Origin of the sequence: Sphingopyxis sp. (assembly GCF_019459305.1) — a bacterium.
Classification (GTDB): domain Bacteria; phylum Pseudomonadota; class Alphaproteobacteria; order Sphingomonadales; family Sphingomonadaceae; genus Sphingopyxis.
Genome location: NZ_JAIBES010000045.1, coordinates 40,453 through 53,470 on the forward strand (window position 1 = coordinate 40,453; position 13,018 = coordinate 53,470).

The window sequence follows — 13,018 nt, forward strand, 5'->3', positions numbered from 1 at the left end:
TCCGGTTTCGTGGCATGTTGAATATTGACGGCCATTAGTCGACTTCAGTCAAGCCGCCTTCCGACCCGGATAGGCAGTAGCTGTCGTTCTATTCATTAGAACGATCTGGGCTCAGCCGATCTGGCTTGTCGCACCCAGCATCTGCCATTTAGTAAAATGTTCGACACAAGCACCCGCTCAAGGTCGAACTCGGCGCGGTCATTGACATTTTTCGAGATCGGATAGGTCGTATAGTCGAGTTCCATTGCAAGAAAGGGTTCCATGATCTCGTGGTAGTGCCGCACGTTCCGCGCCAATATCCGCATCACATAATCGACCGCTCCGGACACTGCGTCACACGCGACAATGTTCATGCTCCTGCTCACAATAGCTTCAAACTGCCCGGACTTATGCGGCGTAATATCCTTGATGCTGACCATGACGACGAACTGGCTGAGATTGCCTAGCCGCTCCAGGTCCAGATCGGCGTGATAACCGCGGATGAACCCGGCGGCCTCCAGTCTCTCGATTCGCATGGCGCATGGGGTCGGCGACAATCCGACCGCATCTGCAAGATTGATCTTGCTGGTCCGCCCGTCCGCTCTCAGCGTGGCGAGAATTTCGAGGTCGATCCGGTCGAGCGATGGCGGGCCGCTGTTTCCCATCATCCTTCGCACCCATGGCGCAGCACCATTCCCGAGCGCGCGCCGGTGTGCCGCCCCTTTTCCAGTGTCAGCACGCCGTTCACGATCACCTCGTCGACGCCTGACGCGGGCCGTGTCGGCACCGTCCAGTTCGCATGATCCTGAACCTCCTTTGCGTCGAAGACGATCACGTCGGCGCGCAGCCCCTCGCGTAAGACACCCCGATCCGTAAGCCCCAAGCGCTGTGCGGGCCAGGACGTCATCTTGCGGACAGCATCCTCCAACGACAATATTTTGCGGCTGCGGACATATTCGGCGAGCACGCGCGCGAAGGTACCGTAGGACCGGGGATGCGGCAGCCCCATGCCATCGAGCTCACCCAATGCCTCGGTCGCCGCCGCGTCGCTGCCGATGCTGACCCAAGGCTGCCGGATAACGGCTTCAATATCGCGTTCATCCATAACGAAATAGAGGGCGAAGGCGCGGTTGGGGAACGCGTCGAGCATGATATCCCACGCCGCATCCGCCGGATGCTTGTGCAGCGCGGCGCCGATCTCGACGAAATTCTGGCCATGAAACCGCACGTTGTCGTCATGGTATGAATTAGCCAGGACGATGTTCTGCCAGCCGCCCGCGGCCTCGACCATGCTCGACCATCCCGGTACCGATCCGGCAGCGGCGTCGAGCTTTAGCTGCACCCGCAGCGCGGGGTCGCGAAGCTTCGCGACGCCGGCATCGAACCCTTGGGCAAAGACGTGCCCCGGCACGGTGCCCTCTAACCCCGTGCCCGCGGCGGTGTAGGGGTAGAGATCGGCCGCAATATCAATCCCACGTTCGCGCGCTGCCGCGATGCGCGCGATCGCCTCAGGCATCAACTTGCCCCAGCCGGGGGCATAGGCGGCCTTGAGGTGAAAAATCTCGACCTTTACGCCGCTTTCCTCGCCGATGCGGATGGCCTCGTCGATGCCGTCCAACAGACGCGCGCTTTCGTCGCGCATATGCGTTGCATAAAAGCCGCCGCAACGCGCCGCGACCTTCGCCAGCGCAATCAGGTCTTCGGTTGATTGAAAGGAATCGGGCGGGTACATCAACGCGGTGCTGACCCCGAACACCCCCGCCTTCATTGCCGTATCGACCAGCAGGCGCATCTGCTCGAGTTGGGCGGGCGTTGGCGCGCCCGCAGCGTCGCCGATCACCTGAACGCGCGCCTGCGTCGCGCTGTAATAAGTGCCAAAATTGACTGCGATGCCGCGCGCCGCGAGGTCGTCGAAATATTGCGGTATCTCGCGCGCCGAAACGGGCGTCCCGCCTTCGCCGCCGATGATTGTCGTCACGCCCATGCGCAGCTTATTTTCGGCCGCGCCCTGTTTCAAAAGCACGCTGCCTGACTGATCCATCATGTCGATGAAGCCAGGGGATACATATTTTCCGGTTGCGTCGATGTCCTTTGCGCCCGTCGCAGCAATAGGTCCGATCTTGGCGATCCGGCCATCCTTGATTCCGATATCTGCGTAAACCCACGGGTTGCCGGCACCATCGAGAACGCGGCCACCCTTAATGACTATGTCGAAATCGGGCGCCGGCGCGGCGGCGAACAGCAGGGGGGCGCTGAGCGCGCCGAATAGCGCCTTTGCCCTGCGCGTGCATCGGGCAGTCGAAGGAAGCGCCCTGGACGTCAAGCGGGCCAACCCCAAAGGTCGGGCGGACATGTCGCCTGGCCGCGCGAATAAACGACTGACGGTGTGCGATCACGCGCTAGGAAAATCGGTCCGTCGAGATCGACGATATCGCAAAGCTGCCCGAGCACGAACGCCGGCGCCATGGCCAGGCTCGATCCGACCATATTGCCGACCATCACGCCAAGACCATGCAAACGCGCCGCCTTGGCCATCAAGAGCGCTTCGGTCAGACCTCCGCATTTGTCGAGCTTTATATTGACGACACCAAACCGTCCAACCAAACTGGGGATCTCGTCGAGGGTCAGCACGCTCTCGTCGGCCGCGATTGGCATCGAGCATTTGAGCCCGTCAAGATCGGCCTCGCGGCCCCGGCGCGAGGGTTGTTCGAGCAGCGACACCCTTTCCTCGACCAGCACCTTGATCAACGGAATGAGGTCTCTTCTGGCGAATCCCTGATTGCCGTCGACGCCCAGCCATGCGTCAGGCCGAGCCGCGCGGATCGCGCGAACCCGCTTAACGTCGAGCGGCAGTTCTCCAGTCAGTTTGATCTTTATGTGCGGAACGTCGGCAAAGTCGGTCGCTCTGCGCGCCATGGCTGCCGGATCGTCGGCGCTCAGGGTAAAGGTGGTCGCGAGCGGTTTCGGCGGGGCGAGACCCGCAAGTTGCCAGACCGCCTGCCCCGTCCGCTTGGCCTCCAGATCCCACATCGCGGCATCGACCGCGTTGCGCGCGCCACCCGCTGGCATCGCGCCGCGCAGCATCTCGCGGCTCACCCCACTCCCGATCAGCGCGCGCTGCGCTTCGATCTGTGCCATCATGCGGGCCGGATCTTCGCCCAGATAATAGACGCCCGAAGCTTCGCCGCGGCCGATGTACTCGCCGTCAGTCAAGGTCACCACGACGACGTCCTGATGGTCGAAAACATAGCCCGAAATACGAAAGGGAGCCGCGAAGGGAAAAGTCTCGACGGCAATGTCGAGGGAAATGCCGGACATCAATATGGTCCTTCAAAATTGGTCAGGTTGAATGGGCCAGTTGCCTGCGAGCGGCGTGCGGGCAAACGCATCGGTACGGAGCCCCCCGTACGGAAAAAGTGGTCATCCACGGGGAGAACCCAATATCGACGCGACCGCACTCTCCATCGACGTCCGCATCGGGTCGAAGGCGGGTACGCCAAGCGCTTCGCTGGCGCGGTCGAGCGCCTGCGCACATGCCGCGTCGTCCAGCCGCAACGTATTCAGGCTTACTGCACCCAGCCGCGCCGAGGGATTGGTCACGCGCGCGGCGTCGAGACACGCACCGGCGACTTCGCCGATCGAACGCGTAGGAAAATCGGGGAAGGAGTGGAAATGGTCGCGGCCGGGCTCGTGGCACAGGACCAGGACATCTGGTTGCGAGCCGTGGATCAGGCCGAGAGTGACCCCGGCAAAGGCGGGATGATAGATCGCCCCCTGCCCCTCGATCACGTCCCAATGATTTTCCGGCGCATCGGGCGAAAGCATTTCAGCAGCGCCCGCGATGAAGTCGGAAACGACTGCATCCATCGGAATGCCCGAACCCGCGATGATAATGCCCGTTTGCCCCGTTGGCCGGAAATCGACGTCAGCACCGGCGCTTCGCAGCGCCGCCGTCAGCGCGAGCGCCGTGTATTTTTTGCCGAGCGCGCAATCGGTACCAACGGTGAGCAAGCGCCTGCCCGTCCGCTTTCGGCCCGTGGCGACGGGAATATCCCGCAGCGGCACGCGAACATCGACAAGGCGCGCGCCCGATGTTCGCGCGGTTTCGGCAAGGTGCGGAACCTCGGCGAGCAATGTGTGCATGCCGCTCACAATGTCGAGCCCTGCCTGCGCGGCGGCAAGCAACGCCGAATGCCAAGTTGCAGGAATCTGGCCGCCGATCGGTGCGACGCCGATCACGAGCGACCCAGCCCCCTGCATCGCAGCCGCTTCGGGCGCAAGATCGGGCAGACCCAGATCAACTGCATTCTCGCTGAGGCGAAACTGACCGATACAGGCGTCGCGCGACCAGTCGCGAATACCGAAGGCGGTTTTGGCTTGGAGATTTTTGGTAATGTCCCCGACGAACAGGAGATAGGGTTTGCGCAGCTCGATCATATCGCCCTCAACAAGAAAGTTTGGAATTGAGCGTCCACGAAGCCCGGCTTGGCACACGCTCTTGCCGCACCGCAGCTAGAATAAACCGCACAGGAATTGCGGCTGAATTGGACGGTCACAACAGCAGCTTCCTCTTGTCGCCCGCCTTTCGTGCGATACTGAAAGGTCCACCGAGGCAGGCTGGCGGTGGAGCGCGACGACGCGTCATATTTTTTTGGCGACGAGCGCTGTTATCGAAACATCGTAGAGCGCCCGTACCGTCCGCGAGACCGGAAATACGATGGTGTCGAGCCCGATCGAGAGCAGCGGCTCCATAACTTCGCGGCAATGATCGGCATCGGTCGCATAGACGCGCATCACAAAATCGACCGAGCCGAATACGGCGTCGCACTCGATTATCTGGGCAATCCCCGCGACAAGCTCCTCGAACTGCCGTGCGCGTTCGGGCGTCCATTGCTGGATGCTCACGACGACGGTGAATTGGGAGAGATTGCCGATCCGCTCGAGGTCGATATCCGCGTGATAGCCTTTGATGAACCCAGCCGCCTCCAGCTTCGCGATGCGCGTGGAGCAGGGCGTCACCGACAGGCCGACGACGTCCGATAACTCAGCCTTTGTCATCCGCCCGTTGCGTTCGAGCGCTGCCATGATCTTGAGGTCGAGCCTGTCGACCGCGCGCGTCCGTGACATGATCGTGTCAGGTGAACCGGTCATGCGCGGGCCGCACGGCGCTAGCCGCCAAAGCTTGCCGCATAAACGCGCATCCAATTCTCGCCCATCACCTTGTCGATCTCGTCCTTGCGCCAGCCACGGCGTACCATCTCGGCGCGAACGGCAGGAAGCTTCGAAATATCTTCAAAGCCGTTCGCATATTGGATCGGATCCTGAACATAGGTCATTTCGGCCGGAAAGGCGAAGGACTCGTCGGGGTAGATCGATGAGGTCGAACCGACCGTAAAGTCGCCGCCGATGCCGATATGATCGACGCCGACAAGCCTTTTCAGATAGTCGAGTTCGTCGACATAGCGCTGGACATTGGCGCGCTTCAGCGGTTGCTGGCGCTTCCCGACATCCTTGCCGCTCCAGCTCATGAACGGGTCGATCGCGCTGACGCCGAACAGGCCGCCAGTCTTGGCGATCCCCTCGATGACCCGGTCGGAGGTGTTGCGCGGATTGGGGTTGAGCGCCGCGACGTTTGAATGGGTACAGACAATCGGGCGCTCAGCCATCGCGATCACGTCGAGGCTCGATTGTTCGCCCATATGCCCGCCAACATCGACCAAAATGCCAAGGTTCTGCATCTCGCCAACGACCGCGCGGCCAGCCTTCGTCAAACCAACCTTCGGGTCAAGGCAGCCGCCGGCAAAGGCATTGGTGAGGTTATAGACAAGGCCGACCACCCGCAGTCCGGTTTCGTAGAACAGCCGCATCGTGGTCCTGGGCGGTTTCGACCACCAATCGCTTTCGCCCTTCATCGCGAACAGGTCGGCTTCCTGCCAGCCGATGGTGAGCGAAATCTTGCCTTCCTGCTTCAGGCGCCGAATATCGGCGGCGCTTTTCGCAATGCCCACATCGTTCGAATGATCATCGACGAACTCGAGCAGCGCCGACATCTGAAGCAGTGTCGGCAACATGCTGACGCTCCAGCTGTCGACCCCGCCCTTGCGCAGCAGCGCCAGATATTCGGCGGTCGGTGCCGACGGGCTGCACCCGTCCACAACGACCGGCGTGGTGACGGGAGGTGTCGTAGCGGGCGGCGCGCCCGTTGCGGCAGACGATGTCGCCCCCGGGCCCGCTGCAGCCGCAAATACGCTGCCGCCAGCAAGTTTCATCAGGCCGCGACGGTTCATGTCAGTCGTCATCAATCAATCTCCACCAAGCCCAAGACTATTTCAGCGTCTGCGCGAACGGTACAGGCGGCTCCTGCCCTTTCAAATGACGCAGAAAATATCCCGCCAGCCGCTGCGCGACATAAGGATGATAGCCGACATCGTGCGCGGCGTTGGGAACCAGCACCAGATCGAATTCCTTGCCCGCCTTGATCAGCGCGTCCGAAAGCGCGACGGTCTGGTTGAACGGCACATTCTGATCGATGTCGCCCGCTACGAGCATCAGCTTGCCCTTCAGACGGTCCGCGAGATGCAGATTGTCGACCCGCGCATAAGCGTCGCCATCGGCGCCCTTCTCTCCCGGCACACCGAAGAAGCGTTCCACCGAAATCGATGAAATCATCGTGCGATAATCGTGCGGCCCGGCAATCGAGACCGCGGCCTTGTAGAATTCCGGGAAGAGAAACATCGCCCGCGCCGACGCATAACCGCCAAACGAAATGCCGGTAATCCCCACCCGATCAAGATCCATATAGGGACGGCTGCTTGCGGCGGCGCGGATCCCTGCGACATGATCGCCAAGCGCGATCGAGTCCTCGTCCTGCATCGGTGCCATGTGGAAATCGCGCGACCGCCGGGGCGTCCCGCGCCCGTCCTGAACGACGATGACAAAACCCAGTTCGGCCAGCGCCTGCATATAGGCCGCCCGCGCGCCCAGCGCGTCGGTAAACCCTTGCGGCGCGAACGACACCTGCGGCCCGGCATAGATTTGCTCGATCACCGGATAGCGCTTGGCCGCGACGAAATTCGTCGGTTTTATGAGGACGCCGTAGATGTCGTGCTTGCCGTCCGCGCTTTTCGCCACGATCCGTTCGGGCGGTGTCCAGCCGGTCGCCAGCAATGCGCTCACATCGGCATCAACGATCTTGGCGATCAACGTCCCGTCGGCTCCACGAACAACCGTTGTTGGCGGTCTCGCAATCGTCGAATGCGTATCGACGAAATAGCGGCCGCTGGGCGAGAACCGTTCGACCGGTGTATCCCAATGCCCGTTAAGACCGCGCGCCGGGAAGTTCGTATAGGAATGATCGGCGTCTTCGGGCGTCAGTAGCGTCGGATTGCCGCCGTCGAGGGCGACGCGGTAGAGATGCCGGTAATAGGGATTGCGCCCCGCCTCTTTCCCGCCTGCCGTGAAATAGACGAATCCCGCCGCTTCATCGACGCGGACGATGTCGAACACCGCCCACTCGCCTGTCGTCACGGCATTCTTCAACGCCCCTGTTGGGGCGTCGTAACGATATAGATGGCCCCAGCCGCTGCGCTGCGACCACCACAGGATTTCGTCGCGCGCCGCCAGCAGGCGCACGTTGGGGACGTGATAGTCGAAGGGGTTGAGATTGAGAAACTGATCGGCGCGCTCTTCGAGCACCGTGCGGCTGGTCCCGTTGTCCAAATCGATCGCGACAAGCCCGAGCGCGCGCGAATCGCGGGTCGAGGTCGCAAGGTACAGCTCGCTATCCGCAATGTCCCAGCCGGGTTCGCCGACGATCGCCCAATAGGGCGCATAATCGTTGAAACCGAGCGCACCGCCATCAACCGGCACAACACCGCCGTCCTCCAGGTCGATCAGCACCAGAGCATAAGGGATTTCCGGCGCGTCGGCGGGGGTCGGCATCGCGATCTGGTGCGCGATCGGGCGCGGTGAGTCGGGTGCGAGATATTCGACCACATATGGCGCAGTCTTCACGCCGCGACGGTCGGTACGGATGGCCAGCACATACCGCCCGTCAGGCGACCAGGTCGCACCGGCATAGGTCGGCTTGGCCTGACCGCGCCGTTCCTCGACATAGGTCGTCTTGAATGCGGTATATTGATAGGGGAATTGTGCGGTGCCATCGGTGGTTAGCGGACGCTCGGCCCCTGTCGCCATATCGCGAAGCCACAAATTGCTGTCGCGCGTGAGCAGGGCGCTCTTTCCGTCCGGCGAAACGACAATGGCGGGATCGGAGGCAGGATCGGATCGCCCCTTACAGCTCGTGCCTGCACGGTTGCATTCGAACAATCTGCCCCCGCTGGTGAAGGAAACGCCCCGCATGTCCTGCGAATAGGTGATCGACGCGAACGGCAGCTGCTTGGGTGAGACCTCTTGGTCCAATTCCCGCGAAAGCGTCGCCGCCATCGCCTGATGATCGAACGACGGCTCGGCATCGCCCGTCGCCGCGTCCACGGTCACAAAGCGGAAACCGCCATCGAATTCGTGCCTATACCAGAAACGATCGCCGCCCGCGATCCAGTTGGGAACCGGGGCGGCGTTGCGCACGAGTTTGCGCACGTTGGCCGGATAGAAGAGTGAGGCTCGTTCGACGTCGGCGCGCGTCAGCGCTGCATCCTGTTCGGTTGCGCCGACCGGCACCACGGTCGCCCATGTTGTACCCAGAACCAACAATATTGTGACCAATGCTCGCCGAATATAGGTCTCGATCATCGAAATTCCTGGGCTTGGAGGTGGTGGCGGCGATCCGTTTGAAGAACGAACCGCCGCCACTTGGGACATCATTAATAACGAACCGTCAATGTGAGGCCGGTTGTCCGCGGGCGGTTGATGAACGCCGAGGAGAGCGGTCCGTCGAGCACACCGTTGACCAACCGTGCCGAACTGGTCGGAATGGTCGTTGCCTGCAATTCCAGATCGTTCAGGACATTGGTCATGTAGGCGGTAAGCGACCACCACTCCCGTTCCAACCCAACGCGCAGATTGAGCATTTCCATGCTGCCCAATTTGCCGGTCGCGAAGTTCTGCGGAAAGGTTTCGCGCTCACCGATATACTGAAACGCAATCTGCCCGGTGAGTTCGAGGTCGTCGCTGTCCAGCGGGTAGCGAAGGTCCGCACCGGTGGAGAAGGACAGGCTCGGGACGTTGGGCGGACGGTTGCCCTTGGCGAGATCCTGATAGTCGGCAGGCGCGCCAGCAACGGCAAACACCGACATCCCCTTGGTATATTCGGCCTCGGTCAGATTCCCGCTGAAGAACAGCGACACATTGCTGCTGGCCTTGTAAACGCTTTCGACTTCCAACCCATAGATGCGCAGCTGCGGCCCATTGGCGGTCAGTGCGCCGGGATTGCTGATCCCGATCTGCGGATTGTCGAAATCCGAATAGAAGCCCGCAATATTGAATGTCAGGTCGCCGTCCATCCAGCGCGACTTGACCCCGATTTCACCCGTGACGATGTCATCCGACCCATAGGTTAGCGCGTCCTCAAACTCGGGCGAGCCGACAGGGCCGAAGCCGAGCGCCGAGAACGGGCTGTTCAGCCCGCCGTTGCGCACGCCGCGCGCCAGCGTGCCGTACAGCATCACGTCGCGAGTGATGTCATATTCGAACGCCACGCGCGGCAGAAAAGTGTTGAGCTTGAAATCGAAACTCGTCCCCGGACCGCCCGGGGCGGTCAGCGCCTCGACGTCGTTCGGCACCGGGAAATAGATCGGCGCAAAAATGTCGCTGGGGTCGGTGAAGATCGGTGAGAAGATGCCGATGACAAAGGATTCGACCAGCGTCGATTTCACCTTTTCGTTGACGTAGCGGGCGCCGGCAAAAAGCCGCAGCCGGTCCGAAACATCGTAGCTCAGCTCCACGAAACCAGAGAACTGGCGCGTATCGACGCGCGTCGTGCTGCGCTCGATCTCGGTCGATCCCGTATCGGTGATATTGGCATAGCCATCACCGGTGACCAGCGCGGTCGAGGTCGCCTTCGTGTCCTGGAAAAACGCCCCCGCGACAACATTCAGCGGCGAATCATAGTCCGATACAAAGCGGAACTCCTGCGACACGCTTCGCTCGTTACCACGGGTTTGCGCGATTGCGGTCAGGTCCGACGACAAAAGGTTGCTTGCGGTGTTGAACGGCGGGAATGCGTTAAAGAAGCCCTCGAACCCGTAGGTGTAGGCCGAGCTGAACGTCTCCGCTTCGCGCCGACGCTTATAAAGGCCGGTGATTGACTCGATCGTGATCGGCCCCGAATTGTACGAAATCTTGCCGCTGTAGAGTTCGAAGTCATCCTGGTTCAGACCGTCGATCAGGCTCAACGAAGGCGCGATGAGGTCTTCGGTGCCGACGCTGGCGCCGATTGTTGTCGGTTCGATAAAATTTAGCTCGCCGATATCGTCGCGTCCCACATGCGCCGCGAGACGCAGGGTCAGATTTTCCGTCGGGCGCGCCACGATGATCGCGCGGCCACCGAACGATTCAAAATCGTTCATATTGTTTTTGTTGAGGCCGAGGTTGTCGATGTAGCCATCGTCCTTGCGATAGAACCCAACGATCCGAATGCCCAGTTTTTCAGGTACAAGGATCAGGCTCGTGGCATTTTCAACGCGATAATTGACGCCGCCGTTGTTGGTCGAGCTGACGCCGCCACTCGACGTTCCGTCAAAGGTTTTGCCGCTGTCGAGATCGGGGTCGGCGGAGAAATAGCGGATCACGCCGCCCATCGCGCCTTCGCCGAAATAGGTGGGCTGCGGGCCGCGCAGGACTTCCACTCGGTCGAAGTCGAAAAAGTTGAAGTCGCGCTGCGACGCCGATGACGACGCCACCGAAATATCATCGACAAGGATCGAGACGAGCGGCTGCAGCGCGTTTCCCGAAACCTGCGTGCTATTGGTCACGCCACGAATGTTAATTTCATTCGTGTTGGGGCCGCGATCGAGCAATTCGACGCCCGCCACGCGGTTCGCCAGATCTTCGAAATCGACAATGCCCGAGCGCTGAAGCTCGGCGCCATCGAGCGCGGCAATGCTGCCGCCGATATCCTGGATCGACTCCTCGCGAAAGCGCGCCGTGACGACGATTTCATCCGCATTGCTCGCCTCGACGCCCGGTTCTTGTGCCGAAGCGCCTGCGCTGAACATGAGCGTCGACGCGCTCGCAACCAATGTTGCCGTTATCCCCCTCAGTGACACATAACCCTCCTCTAACTGGACTGGATCAAATATTATTCTTTTGTAACAATGCGATGGTTCCAAATGCAGCGGCTAGCGCTGTGCGGAACAAGGCGATGCGAATGACGACGACCGGGGCGCGAATACCTGCAAGACAATCGGCAAAGCATGCCCCGAAAACTTCCTCCTGAACCCGTGCGTATCCGAGCGAATTGTCGAGGAGATCAAAGTGCGGGCGGACAGCCCGCCTCTTTCGAATCCCCTCAAACCCGAACCCATACCGTTGTACAATACATCGATGTATTGTCAATAAACTGTCACGGTCTTTTTCGCATTTTTGGTGGTTTTTCGCGCGCGTTTCCATCGGACGCTGCCCGCATCCGCGGCCAAAGACCGCGCCGGATTGCGCGCAGCGAATCCGGACGGCGAAAGGGCAGACAAGAAAATCAGGCCGACTGATGAGCGAGAAGCTGTCGGCTCAAAGCCGGTGCAACAAACAGCATGATAACAAAAGCGGCAAAGGCGAACGCCGCGTGCAGCGCGAAGAAGCCGACATGACTGATCGACTCCCACAATGTGGCAAAGCTGCCAACCAGAAGATTGCCCAGAAACACGGACAGGAAGACCGCACCCATCATCGTCGAATTGACCTGCGTCGGGGCGGCGCGCGAGAATAGGGCGAGCAGCGTCGGCCAATAGAAGGTGAAGCCCAACGCATTAAAGGCGTAGAGCAGGACCGGCCAGATCGCTCCCACAACCTCGCCGCGGTCGGCCCAGCCGGCGGGCAGGATCATCATCAAATTTGCTCCGGCAATGATCAGGTAGCCAATCGTGATTTTGGTCATTTCACCCGTTGCGCCGCCACTCCGTGCCTGCCAGCGCCACAGCGCGATCAAGGTCGGCACCGCGAGAATGCAGAACAGGCCGTCGAGCGCGTTGAATGACGCCGTGGGAACCGTCCACCCAAACAGCTGGCGATCGACCGAAGCGTCGATAAACAACAAGCCAGCGTTCATTTCCTGGAAATAGGCGGCGCAAGGCAGGATGCTGATCGCGGCGAGGAACAACAGCGCCGCGATATTCCGCCAATCGCTGGCGGACAGCGCTCGCGCTTCAGATGAACCGCGCTGCCGCTTGCGATCGGGCGGCAGATGTTTCCAGCCGCCGAGATAGGTAGCCAGCGCGATGAGCATCAGCGCGCCCGCCGTTCCGAAGCCAACATGCCAGCCGTGAACCTGCGCTAGAATGCCGCACAGCAGCGGGCCAAGCAGCGCACCCACATTGATCGCAGCGGAGAAGATCGCAAAGGCGCGCGTCCGCCGTTCGCCGTCCTCGGGCCGATAGAGCTGGCCGACCTGCACGGAGATATTGCCCTTCAGGCACCCCGTTCCCGCGATGAGCAGCGACAGCGCGATCAGAAAGCTCGCTTCATACGCCATCAGAACATGGCCGGCCGTCATCAGCAATGCGCCGAGCACCACCGTGCGGCGCTGTCCGAGCAGACGGTCCGCCAGCAACCCTCCGAAAATCGGCGTGAAATAGACCAGCCCGGTATAGAGACTGAACATCTGGCTGGCGAAAGCCTGGTTCGATAGCGGTCCGGTCAGTGTCTCAATCGCCGATCGGACGCCAGCAAAACCAAGGACACTGTCCGCCACGCCCGGGGCCAACAAATGCTGGATCATATAGAGCAGCAGCAGTGCCGACATGCCGTAGAAGGAAAAGCGCTCCCAAGCCTCGGTGAAAGCCAGATAGGCCAGTCCCTTGGGATGACCCCAAAAGCCTTGGTCGACGGGGTCGCCCGCCGCGAGCGGGAGAACTGACGCGACGGCCAC

The 13,018-nt window shown here is 61.1% G+C and carries 10 protein-coding genes; all 10 read right to left on the reverse strand.

Translation table 11 applies throughout. The annotated features are described in order from the left end of the window. Positions 1–95: 95 nt before the first annotated feature. The 10 genes from K0M74_RS04905 to K0M74_RS04950 all read right to left on the reverse strand — a co-directional run bounded on the left by K0M74_RS04905 (position 96) and on the right by K0M74_RS04950 (position 13,018). Positions 96–647, reverse strand: a complete 552-nt coding sequence (locus K0M74_RS04905; protein ID WP_293968674.1) for an Lrp/AsnC family transcriptional regulator — start codon at positions 645–647, stop codon at positions 96–98. Next, positions 644–2,311 carry an amidohydrolase family protein gene (locus K0M74_RS04910; protein ID WP_293968676.1) on the reverse strand — a complete coding sequence of 556 codons (1,668 nt, stop codon included), beginning with the start codon at positions 2,309–2,311 and terminating at the stop codon, positions 644–646. Before K0M74_RS04910 ends, K0M74_RS04905 begins: the two co-directional genes overlap by 4 nt. Continuing rightward, entirely contained in the window at positions 2,299–3,297 is a 999-nt protein-coding gene (locus K0M74_RS04915) for a dipeptide epimerase (protein ID WP_293968678.1), read from the reverse strand. The genes K0M74_RS04910 and K0M74_RS04915 overlap by 13 nt, the downstream gene beginning before the upstream one ends. A gap of 102 nt (positions 3,298–3,399) precedes the next feature. Continuing rightward, entirely contained in the window at positions 3,400–4,416 is a 1,017-nt protein-coding gene (locus K0M74_RS04920; protein WP_293968680.1) for a DUF1611 domain-containing protein, read from the reverse strand. A gap of 204 nt (positions 4,417–4,620) precedes the next feature. After that, positions 4,621–5,130, reverse strand: a complete 510-nt coding sequence (locus K0M74_RS04925) for an Lrp/AsnC family transcriptional regulator (protein ID WP_293968682.1) — start codon at positions 5,128–5,130, stop codon at positions 4,621–4,623. 17 nt (positions 5,131–5,147) lie between these two features. Next, a complete protein-coding gene (locus K0M74_RS04930) occupies positions 5,148–6,278 on the reverse strand; it encodes a membrane dipeptidase (RefSeq protein WP_293968684.1) in 1,131 nt (376 codons plus the stop codon). A gap of 25 nt (positions 6,279–6,303) precedes the next feature. Next, positions 6,304–8,730, reverse strand: a complete 2,427-nt coding sequence (locus K0M74_RS04935; RefSeq protein WP_293968686.1) for a DPP IV N-terminal domain-containing protein — start codon at positions 8,728–8,730, stop codon at positions 6,304–6,306. A 71-nt stretch (positions 8,731–8,801) separates the two neighbouring features. After that, positions 8,802–11,153: a TonB-dependent receptor gene (locus tag K0M74_RS04940; RefSeq protein WP_293968688.1), complete on the reverse strand. Its 2,352-nt coding sequence runs from the start codon at positions 11,151–11,153 to the stop codon at positions 8,802–8,804. 76 nt (positions 11,154–11,229) lie between these two features. Next, positions 11,230–11,547 carry a hypothetical protein gene (locus tag K0M74_RS04945; RefSeq protein ID WP_293968690.1) on the reverse strand — a complete coding sequence of 106 codons (318 nt, stop codon included), beginning with the start codon at positions 11,545–11,547 and terminating at the stop codon, positions 11,230–11,232. Between the two features lie 82 nt (positions 11,548–11,629). Beyond that, complete coding sequence (locus K0M74_RS04950) at positions 11,630–13,018, reverse strand: peptide MFS transporter (RefSeq protein WP_293968692.1); 1,389 nt, start codon at positions 13,016–13,018, stop codon at positions 11,630–11,632.

Excerpts from the sequence above, each read along its gene's own strand:
- K0M74_RS04905 (WP_293968674.1), bottom strand. The coding sequence starts at position 647 with ATGATGGGAAACAGCGGCCCGCCATCGCTCGACCGGATCGACCTCGAA.
- K0M74_RS04915 (WP_293968678.1), bottom strand. The coding sequence starts at position 3,297 with ATGTCCGGCATTTCCCTCGACATTGCCGTCGAGACTTTTCCCTTCGCG.
- K0M74_RS04920 (WP_293968680.1), bottom strand. The coding sequence starts at position 4,416 with ATGATCGAGCTGCGCAAACCCTATCTCCTGTTCGTCGGGGACATTACC.
- K0M74_RS04925 (WP_293968682.1), bottom strand. The coding sequence starts at position 5,130 with ATGACCGGTTCACCTGACACGATCATGTCACGGACGCGCGCGGTCGAC.
- K0M74_RS04930 (WP_293968684.1), bottom strand. The coding sequence starts at position 6,278 with ATGACGACTGACATGAACCGTCGCGGCCTGATGAAACTTGCTGGCGGC.
- K0M74_RS04935 (WP_293968686.1), bottom strand. The coding sequence starts at position 8,730 with ATGATCGAGACCTATATTCGGCGAGCATTGGTCACAATATTGTTGGTT.
- K0M74_RS04940 (WP_293968688.1), bottom strand. The coding sequence starts at position 11,153 with ATGTTCAGCGCAGGCGCTTCGGCACAAGAACCGGGCGTCGAGGCGAGC.
- K0M74_RS04945 (WP_293968690.1), bottom strand. The coding sequence starts at position 11,547 with ATGGAAACGCGCGCGAAAAACCACCAAAAATGCGAAAAAGACCGTGAC.